General features: G+C 40.8%; 23 protein-coding genes and 1 other annotated feature. Of the genes, 5 read left to right on the top strand and 18 right to left on the bottom strand.

The window, feature by feature from the left end; all coding sequences use genetic code 11:
* Positions 1-7: 7 nt before the first annotated feature.
* The 8 genes from AX762_RS05860 to AX762_RS05825 all read right to left on the bottom strand — a co-directional run bounded on the left by AX762_RS05860 (position 8) and on the right by AX762_RS05825 (position 8,120).
* On the bottom strand, positions 8-1,222 hold the full coding sequence (locus AX762_RS05860; protein WP_071848225.1) for an acetyl-CoA C-acetyltransferase: 1,215 nt from the start codon (positions 1,220-1,222) through the stop codon (positions 8-10).
* Between the two features lie 124 nt (positions 1,223-1,346).
* Complete coding sequence (locus AX762_RS05855) at positions 1,347-2,168, bottom strand: MetQ/NlpA family ABC transporter substrate-binding protein (RefSeq protein ID WP_071848224.1); 822 nt, start codon at positions 2,166-2,168, stop codon at positions 1,347-1,349.
* A 49-nt stretch (positions 2,169-2,217) separates the two neighbouring features.
* Positions 2,218-2,922 (bottom strand): methionine ABC transporter permease, encoded by a 705-nt coding sequence (locus AX762_RS05850; protein WP_071848223.1) that lies wholly within the window; start codon positions 2,920-2,922, stop codon positions 2,218-2,220.
* Complete coding sequence (locus tag AX762_RS05845; RefSeq protein ID WP_071848222.1) at positions 2,912-3,946, bottom strand: methionine ABC transporter ATP-binding protein; 1,035 nt, start codon at positions 3,944-3,946, stop codon at positions 2,912-2,914. The genes AX762_RS05850 and AX762_RS05845 overlap by 11 nt, the downstream gene beginning before the upstream one ends.
* Before the next feature lie 62 nt (positions 3,947-4,008).
* Positions 4,009-4,277 (bottom strand) — a binding site (T-box leader).
* A gap of 82 nt (positions 4,278-4,359) precedes the next feature.
* Positions 4,360-5,007 carry a copper homeostasis protein CutC gene (locus AX762_RS05840; RefSeq protein WP_256244478.1) on the bottom strand — a complete coding sequence of 216 codons (648 nt, stop codon included), beginning with the start codon at positions 5,005-5,007 and terminating at the stop codon, positions 4,360-4,362.
* Complete coding sequence (locus tag AX762_RS05835) at positions 5,004-6,362, bottom strand: APC family permease (RefSeq protein WP_071848221.1); 1,359 nt, start codon at positions 6,360-6,362, stop codon at positions 5,004-5,006. The genes AX762_RS05840 and AX762_RS05835 overlap by 4 nt, the downstream gene beginning before the upstream one ends.
* A gap of 311 nt (positions 6,363-6,673) precedes the next feature.
* On the bottom strand, positions 6,674-7,132 hold the full coding sequence (locus AX762_RS05830; protein ID WP_071848220.1) for a GNAT family N-acetyltransferase: 459 nt from the start codon (positions 7,130-7,132) through the stop codon (positions 6,674-6,676).
* The gene (locus AX762_RS05825) at positions 7,116-8,120 is read right to left on the bottom strand and encodes a serine/threonine protein phosphatase (protein WP_071848219.1); all 1,005 of its coding nucleotides are present in this window, start codon (positions 8,118-8,120) and stop codon (positions 7,116-7,118) included. Before AX762_RS05825 ends, AX762_RS05830 begins: the two co-directional genes overlap by 17 nt.
* A 139-nt stretch (positions 8,121-8,259) precedes the next feature.
* On the opposite strand from AX762_RS05825, the gene AX762_RS13130 reads away from it, so the two are divergent.
* Both AX762_RS13130 and AX762_RS05815 read left to right on the top strand, forming a co-directional pair.
* Positions 8,260-9,105, top strand: coding sequence for a hypothetical protein (locus tag AX762_RS13130; protein WP_256244475.1), 846 nt, complete (start codon positions 8,260-8,262; stop codon positions 9,103-9,105).
* A complete protein-coding gene (locus AX762_RS05815) occupies positions 9,105-9,542 on the top strand; it encodes a MerR family transcriptional regulator (protein ID WP_071848218.1) in 438 nt (145 codons plus the stop codon). Before AX762_RS13130 ends, AX762_RS05815 begins: the two co-directional genes overlap by 1 nt.
* 46 nt (positions 9,543-9,588) lie before the next feature.
* Here AX762_RS05815 and AX762_RS05810 read toward each other — a convergent pair whose 3' ends face one another.
* The 8 genes from AX762_RS05810 to AX762_RS05780 form a co-directional block, all read right to left on the bottom strand.
* The gene (locus AX762_RS05810; protein ID WP_071848217.1) at positions 9,589-10,500 is read right to left on the bottom strand and encodes an alpha/beta hydrolase; all 912 of its coding nucleotides are present in this window, start codon (positions 10,498-10,500) and stop codon (positions 9,589-9,591) included.
* A 24-nt stretch (positions 10,501-10,524) separates the two neighbouring features.
* Positions 10,525-11,244, bottom strand: coding sequence for a CBS domain-containing protein (locus AX762_RS05805; protein WP_071848216.1), 720 nt, complete (start codon positions 11,242-11,244; stop codon positions 10,525-10,527).
* A gap of 151 nt (positions 11,245-11,395) precedes the next feature.
* Entirely contained in the window at positions 11,396-11,842 is a 447-nt protein-coding gene (locus AX762_RS05800) for a hypothetical protein (protein WP_071848215.1), read from the bottom strand.
* A 124-nt stretch (positions 11,843-11,966) separates the two neighbouring features.
* On the bottom strand, positions 11,967-13,172 hold the full coding sequence (locus AX762_RS05795; RefSeq protein ID WP_071848214.1) for an acetate/propionate family kinase: 1,206 nt from the start codon (positions 13,170-13,172) through the stop codon (positions 11,967-11,969).
* 234 nt (positions 13,173-13,406) lie between these two features.
* Positions 13,407-13,664 (bottom strand): thioesterase family protein, encoded by a 258-nt coding sequence (locus AX762_RS12755; RefSeq protein ID WP_371261633.1) that lies wholly within the window; start codon positions 13,662-13,664, stop codon positions 13,407-13,409.
* The gene (locus AX762_RS12750; protein ID WP_177244044.1) at positions 13,621-13,773 is read right to left on the bottom strand and encodes a hypothetical protein; all 153 of its coding nucleotides are present in this window, start codon (positions 13,771-13,773) and stop codon (positions 13,621-13,623) included. The genes AX762_RS12755 and AX762_RS12750 overlap by 44 nt, the downstream gene beginning before the upstream one ends.
* 88 nt (positions 13,774-13,861) lie before the next feature.
* Positions 13,862-14,131: a hypothetical protein gene (locus tag AX762_RS05785; protein WP_071848212.1), complete on the bottom strand. Its 270-nt coding sequence runs from the start codon at positions 14,129-14,131 to the stop codon at positions 13,862-13,864.
* 573 nt (positions 14,132-14,704) lie between these two features.
* Complete coding sequence (locus AX762_RS05780; RefSeq protein WP_071848211.1) at positions 14,705-15,268, bottom strand: NADPH-dependent FMN reductase; 564 nt, start codon at positions 15,266-15,268, stop codon at positions 14,705-14,707.
* A 184-nt stretch (positions 15,269-15,452) separates the two neighbouring features.
* On the opposite strand from AX762_RS05780, the gene AX762_RS05775 reads away from it, so the two are divergent.
* Positions 15,453-16,013 carry a TetR family transcriptional regulator gene (locus AX762_RS05775; RefSeq protein WP_071848210.1) on the top strand — a complete coding sequence of 187 codons (561 nt, stop codon included), beginning with the start codon at positions 15,453-15,455 and terminating at the stop codon, positions 16,011-16,013.
* 58 nt (positions 16,014-16,071) lie between these two features.
* On the opposite strand, the gene pgeF is transcribed toward AX762_RS05775, so the two are convergent.
* Together pgeF and AX762_RS05765 are read right to left on the bottom strand one after the other, a co-directional pair.
* Positions 16,072-16,797, bottom strand: a complete 726-nt coding sequence (gene pgeF / locus AX762_RS05770) for a peptidoglycan editing factor PgeF (protein ID WP_071848209.1) — start codon at positions 16,795-16,797, stop codon at positions 16,072-16,074.
* 43 nt (positions 16,798-16,840) lie between these two features.
* The gene (locus AX762_RS05765) at positions 16,841-17,575 is read right to left on the bottom strand and encodes an ion transporter (protein ID WP_071848208.1); all 735 of its coding nucleotides are present in this window, start codon (positions 17,573-17,575) and stop codon (positions 16,841-16,843) included.
* Positions 17,576-17,752: 177 nt separating this feature from the next.
* Between AX762_RS05765 and AX762_RS05760 the strand changes: the two genes are divergently transcribed.
* Together AX762_RS05760 and AX762_RS05755 are read left to right on the top strand one after the other, a co-directional pair.
* Positions 17,753-18,286, top strand: a complete 534-nt coding sequence (locus AX762_RS05760; RefSeq protein WP_071848207.1) for a DUF2975 domain-containing protein — start codon at positions 17,753-17,755, stop codon at positions 18,284-18,286.
* 15 nt (positions 18,287-18,301) lie between these two features.
* A complete protein-coding gene (locus AX762_RS05755) occupies positions 18,302-18,526 on the top strand; it encodes a helix-turn-helix transcriptional regulator (RefSeq protein WP_071848206.1) in 225 nt (74 codons plus the stop codon).
* Positions 18,527-18,833 lie beyond the last annotated feature (307 nt).

Genomic DNA, 18,833 nt, shown 5'->3' with positions numbered 1-18,833 from the left:
AACATTTTTATTCTGAATCCGTATTTTTAACGAGTACTGCGACACCCATTCCGCCACCAATACAGAGCGAAGCCAGACCATATTTCAATCCGCGCTGTTTCAAAGCATGAATCAGTGTCACTAGAATACGGTTCCCACTGGCACCAACGGGATGGCCTAAGGCAATCGCTCCCCCGTTTAGATTCGTACGTTCGAGCATGTAGTCTTTGCTGACGTCAAAGGCATCGGTAATTTCTTTCAAGACGCCCAAGCTTTGTGAAGCGAACGCTTCGTTCAACTCGAAAATATCGATATCTTTGAAGTCGATGCCGGCTTTTTTCATCGCCTGCTTGATCGCCGGTGTCGGACCGAGTCCCATAACAGAGGGATCGACACCACCCTGGCCAATAGCTACAATTTCAACCAGTGGTTTCAAACCGTTCGCTTCCATGTATTCTTCACCGACAACTAAGCTGGCACTGGCGCCATCGTTGATGCCGGATGCATTTCCAGCCGTCACGGAACCGTCTTTTTTGAAAGCCGGACGCAGGCTGTTCAGCTTGTCTATCGTTGTTTTACGGTTAGGGAATTCATCCGTGTCAACTACGACTGTTTCGCGACTTACGCTGGTTTCGACCGGGACGATTTCGTCCTTGAATGAGCCGTTATCTATCGCTTCGATCGCGCGTTTTTGAGACGTGATTGCAAAGTTGTCCTGCTCTTCACGCGTGATACCGTAGCGTTCGACAATATTTTCAGCCGTTACCCCCATATGATACCCTTCAAACGCATCGGTCAAGGCATCATCCAGCATGTGGTCACCCACTTTGTACCCAGCCATCTTGTGTCCCGAACGCGTGCTGCCGGGAATAAGATAAGGCGCCTGACTCATCGATTCTGTTCCGCCGGCAATGATTGCCTGGTACTCTCCCGATTTAACACCCATATACGCGTTGATCACGGTTTTCAGACCACTGCCGCAGACCATGTTCAACGAATAAGCGGGGACTTCGACAGGAATACCTGCCTTGATCGACGCCTGACGGGCAACGCCCTGCCCTTGTCCTGCGGGCAAAACGTTCCCCAGCACCACTTCGTCAATGTCTTCGTGTCTGATGCCGCTTTGTTCAAGCACACCTTTGATAGCGTAGCTACCTAAGTCTGAAGCAGAAACGTCTTTCAAAGCGCCTAGAAATGAACCGATCGGCGTGCGTTTTGCACCTGCGATATATACTTTACTCATCTAATTACTCTTCCCTTCGTTTAGCTCTTACTTTTTTCCTTATCTCCTATTTTAAAGAAGCCAGGAAGGAAGTAAAGATAAGCATCGAATCTTTGGGGAAATTTAATCTTTACCGTTCTATTTATTACTCATCCACTGGAAGGACAGCGCCATCCCATGTTTCCAAGATGAAGTCCTGCGTTTCTTCTGAACGTAACACTTCGACGAGTTTGGCAATGCGTTCATCATTTTCGTCTTCTGAACGAACGGCAATGATATTGGCATAAGGTGATGAAGTGTTTTCCAAGGCAATAGCGTCATCAACCGGGCTGATACCCTGGTCCACTGCGAAGTTGGAGTTGATGAAGAACAAGTCTCCTTCATCTTCTGCATAAAGTGTTGGCAGTAGAGCCGCATCGTATTCATATTCAAATTGCAGATCCAGGTCGTTTGCAGTAATATCATCAAAGCTAGCATCCACCAGTTCAATCGAATCATCGACTTCGATCAGTCCGGCATCCACCAGGACACTCAAGACACGGCCGTGATCGGCGACACTGTTACTGGTCAGAACCGTTGCCCCTTCAGGCAAGTCGCTTAAGTCATCATAGCGGTTAGAATAAGCCCCTAGTGGTTCCAAATGAATACCACCGGCGTTGACGAAATCATAATCATTTTCTGCCACTTGTCCTTCAAAATAAGGCACATGCTGGAAGTAGTTGGCATCCAAGTCGCCATCAGAAAGAGCTAGGTTTGGAATGACATAATCATTGTAGGTCTCGATCGTTAATTCGATCCCTTCTTCTGCCAACAGTGGTTTTGCAAATTCTAAAATTTCGGCATGCGGGACATTGGTTGCACCAACCGTCAATGTCTGTGACTCTTCAACACTTTCTTCTTCTCCGTTACCACATGCTGCTAATAGTAAGGCACTACTTAAAATAACTAACCCTTTAATTTTATTCATCCTCTTTCTCCCCTTAATTCTTATTTTTTAATTTTTATAAAATCATTTATTACCGTTTATCAATTTTTGTGACCCATGTGTCTCCGATAAATTGAATAATGAACACAATGAGTAAGATGATCACTGTCGCAACAAGCGTGACGTTCGGGCGACTGCGTTGGAACCCTTCTAAATAAGCCAGATTTCCTAAGCCGCCTGCACCGATCACACCCGCCATGGCTGTATAGCCTACAAGTGAAATGGCTGTGACTGTAATGCCTGCAACGATACTAGGCAGACTTTCCGGGATGTAAACTTTTTTGATGATTTCCCATTTGGTTGAGCCCATCGCTTCAGCGGCTTCGATGACCCCTTTATCCACTTCTCTCAAACCAGTTTCAACCAGTCGTCCATAAAACGGTGCGGCCGACAAGATGAGCGCAGGTAAGCCCGCAGTCGGTCCTGTCATACTTCCCACTATCGCTTTTGTAAAAGGTATCAGCAAGACAATCAAAATGATAAAAGGAATCGAGCGAAATACATTGACTAAAAAGGCGACAACTTTATATAAAATGACGGCGAATATTGACGAACTGTTTCGGGTCTCATATAACAGTAACCCGAGCAAGATCCCTAAGAAAAAAACAGCGATAACCGAAATACTGGCCATGTAAAGCGTTTCTCTCGTTGCAACCCAGACCCGGTCCCAGGCGATCGATTCAAAATCTAAATAGTCTAGAAAGATATTTCCCGTTTGAATTGAATTAGTCAGCATGTCCGAGCACCTCCACTTCGATTGGATACGTAGCCAGTAAAGTTAACGCGGCCTGACGTTCGTCCTTTGTTCCAAGCAGCTGCACCACTAACGTCCCCATCGGTATTTCGTGCGTGGACTGAATACTGCCTTGGATGATATTAACATCGACCCCGGTCTCGCGACTGACCTGCGTAATGAATGGCACGTTCACGTTCCCGCCTTCAAACAAGAGCTGAACGATATTGCCTTCCGGGTAGAGTCTTTGTAATTCTTTTAGTGCTGTTTGTGTTTCTTTCTTATCTATCTCACGGTCCTGTTTGACGAAACGCTGGGTCACCGGATTTTTTGGATGCTTGAAGACATCTAAAACTGGGCCTTCTTCAACAATGATGCCTGAGTCCATTACGGCGACGCGGTTACAAATTTTTCGAACCACTTCCATCTCATGTGTGATCAAAACGATCGTGACGTTCAGTTCCCGATTGATTTTTTCAAGCAGCTCCAACACTTCATCGGTCGTCTGCGGGTCCAAGGCACTCGTAGCTTCATCACTGAGCAGCACTTTTGGATCATTCGCTAGTGCTCTGGCAATACCGACACGCTGTTTTTCTCCTCCGCTCAGCTGCGCCGGATACGCATTTTCCTTGCCTGACAACCCAACCAGTTGAATCAAGTCTTCCGCTTTTTTGATGCGTTTTGCTTTCTCTACTTTGGCAATTTCCAGTGGAAACATCACATTTTCTAGTACCGTTCGACTCCAGAGAAGATTGAAGTGCTGAAAAATCATACCGATCGAATGACGTTCTTGCCGAATCGCTTTTTTATTTAGTTCGGATAATAGTTTGTCCTCCAATTGCACCGTTCCTGCTGATGGTAATTCCAGGCCGTTTATCAAGCGAAGAAGCGTACTCTTACCTGCGCCTGAGTAACCTACAAAACCAAAAATTTCGCCTTTATTTATGGTTAGATTCACTTCTTTAACCGCTTCAAAACGACCGGCTTTACTTTCATATGTTTTATTAATTCCCTTTAATGTAATCAATCGTCTCACTCCTTCCAATTGTTTCAGACAATAAAAAACGCCCTTTTCGAGTCCTCTGACTCAAAAAGGGCGACTAATTTAGTTAAGTTAGCGCGGTTCCACCTTTGTTTGTTGCTTTATCACTAAAACAACCTCTACCAGTACTTAGAAGTCCAAAACGGCTCCTGCATACTGTGGCACTGTACCGGGTGCAACCGGAAATAGCTCATGACATCACTCACTACTTCTGCTCAAAGACCATTTTCCAAATCGATTATCATGCTCCCTTTCACCCAACGGAAGCTCTCTGAGATGATACTCTGATCTGTACTTATCTTTTCAACGCTCATTTATTTCTCATTATTTTTTTGTTTTCCTTTAATGATTAGAATCTTAACAGATTACTCGATCATCTGTCAACACTTTTATTAAACTTATTTAATGTGCGTCAATGGCACGATTTGAGTGCCATGAAATTGAGTCGCACGAATCTCCACTTCAACCTCATTGAGGTTCTCAAAAGTAATGCCGCCACCGGGCAGAATTTCCATCTGTGACCCGGCTCGTTCGATCAAGGCGTTAATGACTTCTTTGTGCTGTAAGGCAGATCCGGTTGTCCCGCCTCTGGTTAGTAGTCGGGTACACCCGGCCTCGATCAACCAGTCTAATGCTTCGGGTTGTTTTTCTTTTGGGATAGCATCAAAAGCCATATGGAAAACGCTTTGTCTGGATCCGGCAATGCGGATCAGTGTTTCCACAAACGTTTTATCGATAGCTCCCTGCTCAGTTAAACAACCGAAAACAATGCCATCTGAACCATTCTTTATTGCCTGCGTAGCTTGTTCAAGCATTTGACTTTTTTCAGCCTCGCTATAAACGAACGATCCACCACGCGGTCTGATCATGGAAACGACGTCTACGCCACGTGGATGCGCGTACCGTATGGTTTCTAACTGAACAGCGTCTGTTGGTGTTGTTCCACCCACATCCAGCTTGTCGCACAGTTCAATACGGTCGATCCCCAATTCAATCGCTTCGGGTACATTTGTAAAGTTTTCTGCGCAGAACTCTTTCTTGATCACAGCGACAAATCTTCGCTGCTCTTGCCTCTAACACCATACAGATAGCCTAGTACACAGACAGCTCCTGAGAAGAGCAAGAACACTGGACTGTAGACCGGATTGGAGATGACTCCCCCAAGTAAAATGACAAGTGAACCGATGACACCTAGAACGGGTGCAACAGTCCCTAAAAAGGTGCTCTTGATGACGCCAGTTTTTTTCAGTCCCATGACTTTAACGTAAAGTAAAATGTATGCCACGTAACTAAAGACGATTGCAATTTCACTGATGTCTCCGCCCGCTAATACATCAAATCTCATGGTCAAGAAATGCACGACGAGCCAAAAGACGGTGATCAAATAGGCAGATAGCGCAGCATAAGGTGACAGTCCTTCTTTATCACTTATTTGGGCAATCTTCTCACTAAACGGTATCATACTTTTAGATGCCAATGTTTGCGGCAATCGAATGTATCCAAGTGAGATGCCGTTAACTACGCCTAGGATGGCTATCAATACAAAGGTCAAGAGAATTTTCTCTCCGCTTGCGCCAAATATGGAGTAGCCAATTTGACTGATGGCCTGATCCCCTGCGGATAAAATATATTCTGTTCCGACAATGGCAATCATACCTAAGAAAAAGGCCAGATACACAGCGAGTACTATAAGCGGTCCAACCGTCAAGGCGATTGGCATGTTTTTATGATGCTGCTTCACTTCCTGCGTGATGGAAGTTGACACGATCCACCCGTCAAATGAAAAGGCGATCGGTGCCAGTGCAGCCAGGAAACCCCAGCCAACAGCGCTGGATTCTACTACTGCAACACCTTCGGGTAAAGCCGGTGTCCCTTGTGACCAGAATAAACCGATCAATGCGACCCCAATCAAAGGAATCATTTTGACAACAGTCGTGATATTTTGAAAACGACCACCAAGTTTATACGACATATAATTCATTAAGAAGAAAAAGCTTAAATAACCAAATCCCAGTAGTGTTTGTAGTTCCAGCGTAGGAGTCAAATTTAATAAAGAAATGGTATAAATGCCTGAAACCCAACTCACCACAGCCGTAATAGTTGGAAAATACACGAACAGTTGAAACCACCCAAAGGCACTCGCAAAACGGGGTGAAACAAACTCTTCATAATAGGAGATGACTCCTCCTCTTTTTTTGGATCGACTGGCTAATTGAGACATCGTAATACTGCCAAAAATAACACAGAATGCACCAATCAGGAAGACTAAGATGCCTAACCAAACACTCCCACCGGTTGCCTGTAATATATCATCGGATTTGAAAAATATTCCCGAACCGATACTTATTCCGACGATCATCGAAATAGCTGTACTTAATCCATAATGTTCTCTTTTTTCCATCTGGATTCCCTCCTTCAATTTTCTATTTGTTTGACATGTTATTTGTCATTACTCCACTATAGCAAAGAATCAGATTAAAAAGTAGTGTGACTTATCAAATGTTCTAAAAATAAATAAAGCATCCAATATCCTGGATGCTTCAGTCCGTTATTTATAAATGCACTTTATTTTTTCACCATAAAATAGTATGAAGACCGTTCCTATTTACGATCTTCTTTAAAGCCGTATTTCGTGTACAAATACCTAGCACGCGCGTTGTCTTTTAAAACGTATAAACTCAGTTTATTTATTTCAGTATGGTCCTTTTTTAACTACTCGATTTCTTCCATCAGACGGTGACCGATATGCTGATTTCGTCTGGATTCCTTCACGGTAATAAAGTCAATGTAGAGTTCATCTCTGTCTGGGTTACGGCTAGTTTTCAATGCTTCTTTCGCGAAAAGCAGCAACTGCTTCATTTCTAAGGCACGAACGACTGCCAGAACTTTCGCAACAAAAGAAACAGTAGTTTTTTTCCGTTGGTTCAGCGTGACGCCAAAAGTTCCCACCACCTCGTCTGCTTCTTTCAAAACGTAAGGTTGCATCCCAAACATCTCATGTTCTTCTAACCAGAGTAGCTTCATGAGTGTTTTGGCTGTTTCTTTGGATAAGCCCGTCTTTTCCGTAAATTTTTCCGCAAACGCTTTACTTAAAAGCTCAGCAACCTGAGGGATATTTTTTTCCTGCATTTTTTCAAATTTCATCGTATCATGCTCAATCAACGTCTTCACGCATCTCTTCTTCTCTAAAGGCCTCACGTTCTTCCCGCGTTTTTTTCACGCGCTGTTTTTTAAGCTCAGACAAATATTCCACAACCGGCTGTGGTTTTCTTGTATCAAAAGCCTCAATCGGTTCGGGACCTCTCATCGTTTCACGTTTGATGTATAAGAAGCCCCTATCATTGACATATTCTTTCCAACGCACCAAGCGTATCATGCCTTCGGTGAGTTCGATCGCTGTGATACTGGCTGGATAAATCCCGCACCCTGTATTGAAATAAGGGATTTTTTTATCTTTAGGAAATTTAAAACGGTGCGTGTGACCGCAAATCAGCGGTCGCTGATGTTCAATGATCCATTTACTGTAGTTGCGTTCGATTTTATGACGTCTGGAAACATTTTTTACCGGACTTGCCGGATTTTTCATGCCAAAGCGGTGGAAAAACCGCCAGAAATATTTGATTGAAAGCATGGTGAAAAACCAGAATTGATCATTAGGCGCATCGCCCTGATGACCGTGAATGACAAACAACTCCTGACTTGTTAAACGATGTTTCAAGATAATAGCTTCCAGCGGTTCGATGCCTTTCAAGAAATCAAAGAATGTTTCCGTGAATTCATCATAGTTGATGTCCAAGTGTTTTTTAACATATTTCGGATTCTTCAGATAAATGTCATGGTTGCCGAATATCCGAATGTAGCGGTCATCGTCATAAAAATTTTTAATCATTGAATAAACATCTGGATGAGCATTTTTTATGTATTCAAACTCTGAATACTCAAGCAGCTCTTCTCCGTCACCAATTTCAATAAACGTATAATTATTTGCATAATACTCATTTAAAGCGTGCACAAAAATATTGCGGCTTTTCAAAAATTCATCTGAGACACTACCGTCTCCCCTATGCGCATCGCTCATAAATACAATACGTGAGTCGTCATCAAAATAAACATTTTTTGCTTTTTCATACGCTTCAGTCAAGCGTCGATCCGTGAACATACTTAGCCCTCCTTCAAAGCGTTATTCATAGCTTAATTATACGTTATTCAACCCTGTGAACGAAAAGGAATGCACTCACCCTTTTATCTCTTAGAAATCAACTATGGTAAAATGAGCTTACAATACGAGGAGTGATCACATGAAGTTCGGCATCCGCAAACCCAGTCTAAAAAAATCACTTAAAGCACGTACCGCTGGCAAATGGAAACGCCAAGTCAAAAAGCAAATCAATCCCTTCTACGGAAAAAAAGGGATGGGCTACATCCGAGATCCTAAAAAAGCCCTTTATAACAAAGTCTATAACAAAACGACCGTCGGGGTGAACCCGCTGACGGGCATTGGCACCTCTTCGTCATCTAAAAAAAGCCCCGCCAGGCAAACTGCTGACTGGGATGAAATCGTGTACACCAAGCACAGAACGGTTAAAAAAGAGGTAGCGGTTGCCTCTCCTATTGAACGCTTCTTCCGTAAACTAACCGCTAAAGAGTCCCTTGATACAAAAACGATCGAAGAACAACTAGTTGTCGAACAAGCTACTTACGGCGAAGTGATGACTCTCCAGGGGCGCGCTGAACAGGGCATCAAAGACTACAATCAAGCGATGCGTTATGTGGAAGAAACGACTAATCCCGAGACTCTTTTCACTTACTTGACTCAAGCTGAAGAGGCCTTATCCCAAACAGTCGAGCTGTCCCGTAACCATTCATTTCTCGTCGCAGAGGGCGATGATTTGGAGAAAACGCTCGCTGTCTTTATGCAGGATAAAGACGCTCTCGTAAAAGCGTTTGTGAACAGACACTACGACAGCTGTCTGGAGAGTGCGGATGAGCTGAAAACGGACGAGGGCAAACGAAACAGGTACGCCAAAAACTATGAGGAATTAACGCACTACTTCAAGCAGCTCCCTCCCGCTTTAGTTGCTTGCATCAATCATAAATGGCAAGATAAGATCATCAGAACAAAACACCTAAAGGAGGAATCGTGATGGTCGGCATTGAACTGGATATGGTCGTTCCTGATAGTCTTGCAGCCTTAGAACTCTATGAACAAATCTTTGAACTAGAGCGTTTAGAAGTCACTGAGTTCGACAGAGGACAAAATGAGGTCATCTTCAAACTTTATGATCTGAAAATTCACATGCTGGATGAAAATACTGAAATAGGTCTGAAAGCACCGAGTGACAACAGCTATCTCCCGATGTGGCTTAACGTGACTGTTCCAAATATCGCAGAAACATTCAGCCAAGCCTTGGACGCTGGGTGTACGGCTATTCAACCCATCACTGAGATTCCAGACTTTGGCGTGTCTAATGCCCTTTTCGTCGATCCGTACGGCTATCAGTGGCTGCTGCACCAGGTGCATAAAGAGGTCTCATTTGAAGAACGCAATGCACTATGGGAAGAAAAACTAAAAGAAGACTAATCGTTAAAAGAGAGCTGAACCAAAATCTGGTTCAGCTCTCTTTTGATTATCTGATCAAGGATTTAAAATAATCACACTGCATTCTATTTGCTTCCTTCGCCTCGTCAAGACCCAGATTACAATGGAATATGTGGACATACTGCTTCTGACCAGGCTCTCCGTATTTTTTATATGTGACATTTACACCTTGTTGTTTTAACACCTCAACCATCGGTAATGTTTCTTTTCTCAAGAAATCATATTCAGCTGTCATCAAATAAACGGGCGGAAAGGCTGCTGTGATATAGTCATGTGTCGCTAACTGCTCTTCATATTGTCGCCAGTCTTTGCCTAAGTAAGCTTTAAGCAAAAGAGCCAGCTCTATGTCAGCATGTCCATTATTCTCTTTATCTAATGAGGCCAGCTTGTTGTATATATTATACATACCGCAGTTTAAAGCCACTCCTTTAAGAGTGAAATTCTCAGGCGGATCAAAGGCAAACAATTCAGCATAGTGTGGATTGGAATACAGCGTACTGTACTGAAGGGCCAACTGTGCTCCGGCAGAATCACCGACAATGAATAGATTGGATACGTCCATGTGGTACGTCTCATGGTTGGCCACTACCCATTCCATCACCTGGTTCAGTTCTTCCAGCTGTGTCGGGTATTTTTTCTTAGGTGCCAGTTGGTAACTGGCGTTTACAAACACGAAACCTTGTTTGGCTAAAAACATACCGTAATATAAGTACGTCTTTTTTGTGCCGTACGCATAGCCGCCACCGTGAAAATTGACGATGACAGGTAATTGTTCATTTGTCCCTTTGGGATAGTAGACATCCAGACTATTATATTTTTTTGATATTCCGTACTCTATATCATAATGAGCCTGAATCTCTGGATCCACCTCTAAATCTTTGTCTCGTAAAGTGTTGTGAAGGGTAGCTCCTATTTTAAGACCTAATGACGCAATAGACATTTACTCTCACCTCCCCAGCAGATTTTATTTGTTTGCCACGACTCTCGGAATATCCCAGGGCGTGATGATGCCGATCAAATCGCTTTTCCTCTTGATTTTTTCACCTTTAGCAATGAGTAAGATATACGTCGTTCGCCCTTGCTTGATACGCTCGGAAAAAATTTCTTCGATATCAAAGATGGATTTATCAGCAGAGATGACTTCGTAAAAATTCTGTTCATCTTCAACTTCTAAAATATGTTTAACCGTTGTATTTTTTATGGAGCGAATATCCTGGTCCATCGCTTTCGCTAAATATTTCGTTACTCCTATGGAAGATAAAATACCGACCAGGTTATCCCCATCAAATACGGGGAATTGTGTATAACGGACATGATTAATGACCTCCAGCACTTTTTCAAGCGGATCATTGACGTCAAAGGTACGAACACGTTTTAAAAAGACATCTTTCACACGTTTACTGTACTTGATCTTTTCTGTAACCATTTCGATTTGCTCAACAAGAGAATCACTCGGTTGCGCGACCGCCTCATCTCCGTTTATCGTATTGTGCGTGAGTAAATTCCTGAATTCACGGTAAAAATCAATTTCATCTACATATTTTTCAATGACCTTATCTCGATTTTTTGCGGCTACGCCCATAAGTTCTCCAAAGTTAGTCTCCGGATCTCTGTTCACTTTTTTTGCAATCACATCGTGTAACTCATTGAATGCGTGCATAAAACGTTGATAATTAGTTCCCATGTGTTTTCATCCTTTTCTATCACCGTATTTTGTTCAAATTCATCTATATCATGATATTAATTATATCATTCAGCATGCTCAGCAGGAATAATGACATCCTATATGCAAAAAGAACCCCAAGGACTATCGCTTGGAGTTCTTCGGTAACTATTCATCTATCATTAAATTTTTTGATTGGCCGACCTTCTAAATCAAACACATACTGGTGTAATTTCTTACTGTCATTCATTGCCAGCATCAAGCGATCACGGTAAGGTTCGGCTAGTTCCTCATATAGTAAAGCTTCATCATGAAAGCCGTATTTTTCTCTGATTGAAGTAACTTCGTTTTTATTTCTTGGTTTTGCTTTTGCTTTGGGTAAAGGATTTTCTGTTTTCCTTTTCTCTATGCGGTAAATATAATTATCATCGTTATAAATAATTTCCAGAGCGCCTGAATTAGTCCGTTTGTATTCAGCGTGCGGGTAGTATTCGTTGTGCAGTTCCCACCAGGCTTTGATTCCATTTATCGCTTCTTCTTCAGTTGCGTAACTACCATGTTTCTTTTTCACGCCTGTCAGTCGATTTTGCCAATAATTGGTATACACTGTCTGTTCCATTCACTACACTCCTTTAATTTATATTACCTCTAGTGTAAAGTATTTCTAAACGTTTTCAAATGATATCGGATTGAAAACAACATTTGTTAGAACCTTGTAATTATATTCAATTCCATAACGTATCTTAACTATATACACTTGTTTTTTTTAGCCGTTCTACATCCTGTGCGATCATAGCTTCTTCGTCAGTAGGAATAAGCAATACTTTTACTTTTGATGTTTCAGATGAGATTATTCTCTCTTCTCCTCGGCAATCGTTTTTCTCGTCATCTAATTCAATACCGAGAAAGGATAATTCTTCACTAATTTCTTTTCTCAACGTGATATCGTTCTCGCCGATCCCTGCTGTGAAAACGATGGCATCAACTCCATTCAACGTGGCAGCATACGAACCAATATATTTTTTTATTCGATCTTTAAAAATTTCCAGAGCTAGAGAGGCTTTTTCGTCAGTTGCTTGCACGGCTTTAAGGTCTCTCATATCATTGGAAATGCCAGATATACCTTTCAATCCTGACTCACTATTCAATATTTCAATCATTTCTGCTATGGTTTTTATGTTTTCCTTTTCCATGATAAAAGGCAACAAGGATACATCGACATCACCTGAACGTGTCCCCATCGTCAAACCGGCTAAAGGCGTGAAGCCCATTGATGTATCCAGAGAAAAACCCTTTTTAATGGCACAGATCGAAGCGCCGTTACCTAAATGGCAGGAGATGATTTTCAAATCTTCTATCGGTCTATCGAGCATTTCAGCTGCTCTATGAGACACATATTTGTGACTAGTCCCATGGTACCCATATTTTCTTGCATTATGTTTCTGGTAATACTCATAAGGGATACTATATAAAAAGTGAACTTTATCCATTGTCTGATGGAAAGAAGTATCAAATACAGCAACGCTCATTATATCAGGTAATATTTTTTTAAAGGCTTTGATCCCCGTAGCATTGGCCGGGTTATGTAAAGGAGCTAATTCAGACAACCATTCAATCTTCTGAAGCACGTCGGCTGTAACAACGACCGAATCACTGAAATACTCTCCACCCGCCGCTACTCTATGTCCGACGCCACTAATTTCATCGTAACCAGTCAGAACTGAAAGTTCTATCAACTGCTTGAGTAACATTTGAACTGCTTCTTCATGATCCGTGATAGAAACACTGCTTTTCAACTGTTTGTCTTCATTGTAATTAATGCTGAAAATAGAATCTTTTTCTCCAATACGTTCAATAATTCCAGAAGCAACTACTACCTCTTCAGGCATGTCATATAATTTCCACTTCAAACTGGAACTACCAGCATTGATTGCCATCGTCTTCACCATTATTATCCCCTTTTATATCGTTTATTTTTATTTTCGGAACTTTACCTTTTAGAATTTCGTTTTCGCTATTTTTTTGTTAACGTTTTCATTAACTAAATCCAGTTTGTCATGTAATGACCTGTTTGTCAATCCTATTTACAACCAGGTCACCTTTTGATAGATTGTGTCATCAAAAAAATTATACAGCCTGACAAAGCTGATCCGTTATGCTTTGTCGGCTGTATACTAAATCTTTTATTTGATTTTACTCATGAATTTTTCTCTATCCACAATCGCTCTTTTATGTGTCGCTTTTCCGATCAATTCTTCATCCACATAGGCTTCTATCTCATAGGTAAAGACTTTGCCGCTTTTATCCGTTTGTTTGGCTTCAACTGAAACCACTTTGTTTACTGCCGTTGGTGCCAGGTGCTTGACGTTGATCTCCATCCCAACAGACGTGTCATTTTCATTCAATTCGGACGCCAGCAGAGTCATGGCCGTATTTTCCATGTAGGCAATCATGTGTGGTGTCGATAATACGGGCACCCCCCCCCGATCCCACTGCTTCAGCTGTTTCTGCTTCTTTGACTGTGAATATTTTTTCGAATGCGTTGAACATTGAAATCCCTCCATCAAATTTATCTAATTAAGAATCTCTTCTTGATTTAATAATAACGAAAGAAACCCTCTTTACAAAGTAGTATAACCTATTCTCTCTTTTTTATGAATACAATGATCTGTCTTAAAACCAAAGCCAAGAGTGTCGAAGAAAAGCCTAAAAAACCTAGATTCATAAGAAAACTACCCAGCGGATAATTAATGGCTAATTCTTTTTGAACGTCTCTTAACTCTTGAGGGGAATAAGTTCCAACATCTTGAAGAGGCACGAGATTTGTCCACAGAAAGAAGCCCACAATCATTACTACCGCACTTATGATCAAGCCCCTGACCAACCATTTATTTGTTTTGTCCTTCATACAGGTCTCCTTACTCAGGCATTTCAATTCACGCCTATTCAATCTTAGCTCTACCAGTCTATTATCTAAGTTTATATGTGAAAATTCAAGGTCAATTTTTTATCATGTCGTCTTAAAATGTAATGTCTTTAATAATTAGCGTAATACTAGTAAGTAGAAAACTAAGCTGTCATATAAGTGATCTTAGGAGGACATTGAATGAATCAAACAATATAAATTATAGGTGCTAACAAAACAATCTAAAAAACAAATCCTTAATGCTTCCTCGTGATCAGATAAATCAACCTTAACTTTTGATGTGCTGGAAAGATAATGGAAAAAAGAAAGGGCCGGCGCTCTTTCCTTTTTGTCCATCTATCCTGGAATGAAAGCAATCGCTTGACGATTACTCACATTATCAGGAATTTTAATCGTATAGGAGACGAAGTGACTCGTTGCGTGACCTTCGTCTCTTTTTCACTTCTGCCAAGGGCACCCAAGTTCGATTAATTACTCTTTCAAATCAACTTCAATAATAAAATCATCAATAAAAGGTGAACAGGACGATCCTGTTCACCTTCAAATCATATTAAATTAAGCACGAATCGATTTTAAGCCTTTGCTCCAGGCAACGGTTGTTTCAAGTACTGCTTGGATCGTTGGGTTGTGAATTTCTGATGGACGGAAGGTCGACATCTCTTCAAAATCTGTAAACAAGCTGAATCCGCCGACCGGTGCGACTGTTGCCACGTTGATGTTGGATAAAATCGCACGCAGGTTTAAGGTTGCCGCCACTCCTAAAGTTGAACCGTATCCGACGATACCGGCTGCCTTGTTTCCCCATTCAGGGCCGATGTAATCAATGGCATTTTTCAGCGAAGGCGTGATCGCATTGTTGTATTCCGGTGTAACAAAAACAAAGCCGTCCAATGAATCGATTTTTTCAGACCAGCGAGTGGTTTCATCTTTGTCATAATTCATGTTAGCCATAGCCGGTGGCATTGCTTCGTTGAACATTGGCAAGTCGTACTCTTTGATATCAACGAGCTCGAACTCTGCCCCTTCGACATGCTTAGCTTTTTCCAAAATATATTCTGAGACTTGTTTGTTGACACGTGCGTCACGTGTGCTTCCAGTAATAACTCCTATTTTCACCATATTGATATTCCTCCTAGATTCTATGCGTTCATTAACTAACTCTTAGTAAATCAACTACTTTACTTATTATAAGTTAGCTTGACTAATAATTAAACCAACAGTATAGTGGAAGTGTTGCTTAAGTGACACTTTCAGGAAATTGTATACTAGTTTAAGGCTTTTTAGAAGGAGGAAGAAGTGCCCGATGCAGACAAAAACGGATCCTCGTGTATTGCGCACACACAAGTTGATTACTGACGCTTTTATTATACTGTCTCAGTCAAAATCATTTTCGGATATTTCAGTCAAAGATATTACGGAAAAAGCTATGATCAACCGTGCAACTTTTTATAATCATTTTTTAGATAAATATGACCTGCTCGAAAAAGTCGTTGAAGAAAAATTATCCTTGAATTTAGGCTGTGACAAACAAAAATCATTACTGACGCTTGAACAAACGATCAAAGAAATCTTCTTATCACTGACTCGTTTTGAAACATCCCTTCAAGCCCATTCAGCCAATCAGGAAGAAAACGAAACGATCGATTCCATCATCAGAATAGAATTAGTCAATATCTTTTCAAAAAAGCTGACGCAGACTAACCCTTCTATCGAATCAAGGTTATTGGAAAAATTCGCTAAATGGTTGACTGCAACTGTCAGAGGCATGAGTCATGACTGGGCAGAATCCGACCACAGTGAGCGTCCTGAGGAATACATTGCCCCTTTGCTTCCGTTTGTTATGTGCGGCATTAAAACGCTATAATCAGTAAAAACACTAAGACATATGTCTTAGTGTTTTTTTGCTTCATTAAATTGAATCCTCAGCTTTTAATCATCGTCAACAATCCATTCAGCTGATAATCTGGCCCCTCACGTCTGGCAGAATGCAATCTTTCATCAGTATAGGTGGACGTCCAATCAATTTCCATATTTTCTTCTTTAATACCTGCTTCGATAAGAATCGCTACATTTGCATCAGTCATGCTCATTTTATATTTTTCGCCGAACGGTTTAAAAAAACTGTCTCTGTTTTCAAAATCTTCAAAGGCTTCGTAAACTTCTGGACCGACTTCATAATTTTCCTGATCAATCGACGGTCCGACGTAAACGAGCATGTCTTCTCTTTTACAGCCAAATCCTGTCTCCATTTTCTCGATAGCTTTTAGTGCGATTTTTTTCGTGGTGCCGCGCCAGCCGGAATGAACGATAGCCTGTACGCTTTTTAAGTGATCGAACAATATAATCGGGGTACAATCGGCGTATTTAATAACTAAGGCGACATTGGGTTGACTGGTGATCAGCCCGTCCGTTTTTTTGAATGTCTTGCCATAAATGAAGTCTTCCCCGTTCTCATTATCTACCACCACAACATGATCAGTATGCATCTGCTGGCCGGTATATATATCTGTGGGCTTGATATTCATTTCGGTTAACAGACGGTCAACATCATCAACGATTTTGTTCCCAGTTTTTTGATATCTGAAGTTGTAGTCAGAGCCGGCAACTTTGTTTATTAATCCGTTTTTTTCAAGTAATTTTGAATGCAATTTAAGTCTCCTTATTATATAAGTTTATCTTCAGTTTTATTATTTATAGATTCAATTTTTCTAGCTTTTTATCTTCCAGTTCTTCGATATAGCCGGCAGTAATGATACTTGTCGGTAAGGCTATAATGATCACACCCACTACATTCGAAAGCATTGAAATCAGCTGTCCCAAAGTTGACGTTGGGTAAACGTCTCCGTATGTGACCGTTGTTAACGAACTCGTTGCCCAGTTGAGAGCCTCTAGGAAAGTTGGAAAAGTTTGCGGTTCAACATTAAAGACTAAGAGCGCTGCAACGAAAATATAAATAACGATCAGCCCGCCTACCAGCATCAATGAATCTTTCTGTTTTCTAATGGCCTGAACCAATAGTTCAAAGCTTTTGGAATAACGAAAGAGCTTGAACGTTCTAAACACACGCAAAGATCGCGACAATCGCAATAATCTGAATAACCGAAACGATTGGTTTAGAAATGTGAGTGATGGCAGGATCGACAACAGATCGATAATCGCAAAGGGTGCAAAAGGAAAACTGACAAAAGCCGTCAGCGAATTTTTTTCAGGAAACTTAAAGTCCGCTGTTAAAAAACGAAAGATATAATCCAATGAGAAAAAAACAACCGCAATGATTTCTAATCTCAGAAGGGTTATTGTCTGTTCTTTAAATAGCAAAGGAATCACGCTGATCACAATCATCAAAATATTGACAACATTATATGTTTTACTTTGTATACTGACATCATCTTCAACATCTAAAATACGGTACAGCTCTTTCCTCATCCCAGTCGCTCCTTTCTTCCAGTATTTAAATGCTTAACTTAAATTATAGCATATGAAGTTTCATCATAAACATTTAATACTTAAAACGAAATAATTAACGTTTATCGATAATTAATTGTTGACTTGTATTAATTATCGATATATACTTTACTTAAATAGAACAAAGGAGTGAGTTAAATGAACGTCAAACAATTTCGTGCTGCGAGTAGATTATTATCCGGGTTACTTATAATACTAGGTGCTTTTAGTATCGCGATTCTTATTTTGGGATTAGTATTAATTATTTTCACAGATATGGGTTCATCTTTCACTGTTAATTTGCCAGAAAATCCAATCATATCATTTAATGATTCACGCGTAACGGATGCAGATCATGCATTCACTTCACTAATTGTAGCTCCACTGTTTCTAGCAGTATACAGTTATATCTTATTCAAAGGCAGTTTCTTGTTTGACCGTTTAGCTGACGGTAAGACACCATTTACCTATGACTTTGCTGAATCGGTGAAAGGGATCAGTCTCTTGCTGATTGCTTTTGATATTATACTACCGCTACTCTATTCATTGATTGTCAATATACGTGCTGAAGAGGGTTTTTATTTTAGTTTCGGACTCACTTCTTCGTTCCTCATAGGTCTCATTTTATATATAGTAAGTGGTGTTCTAAAATACGGCATCAGTTTACAGGAGTTATCCGATGATACAGTTTAAAGGAGGACGATTCATATGCCTATCGTAGTAAGGTTGGACCGCGTCATGGCGGACCGAAAAATATCACTCAAAGATTTAGCTGACGACGTTGGCATCTCCAACGTCAACCTTTCAAAATTAAAGACCGGCAAGGCAGTGGCCATTCGTTTCTCTACTTTAGAAGCAATTTGCGAAGCCCTAGACTGTCAACCCGGTGATATACTGGAATACGAAAAACAGAACAGAGCTCTTAAAAGCTGAAAAGGATAGGACAGTTTACACTTGTCCCATCCTTTTTTTTTTCAGTAATTTTGATGCTCATGAACCCTAATTCATTTTTAACTTATACATAAAGACATTTAACTATGGTATATTTTAATTATGATTTAATACATAGAAAGAAGGATTAAGTATGAAAAAAGCAATCTTATTGGGCTATTTAATGATTTTTTTTAAGTTTAATTTAACCATTAATGACATGGGATATATCTATTTAATCTCAATTATGATAGTATCTTTCATTCTTTTATTTGAATTTAAGAACACAGAATAAAAGAATTTTACACTT

The sequence above is a fragment of the Alkalibacterium sp. 20 genome (genome assembly GCF_001885615.1).
Taxonomy (GTDB): Bacteria; Bacillota; Bacilli; order Lactobacillales; family Carnobacteriaceae_A; genus Alkalibacterium.
This window is presented reverse-complemented; position numbering and strand designations above follow the sequence as displayed.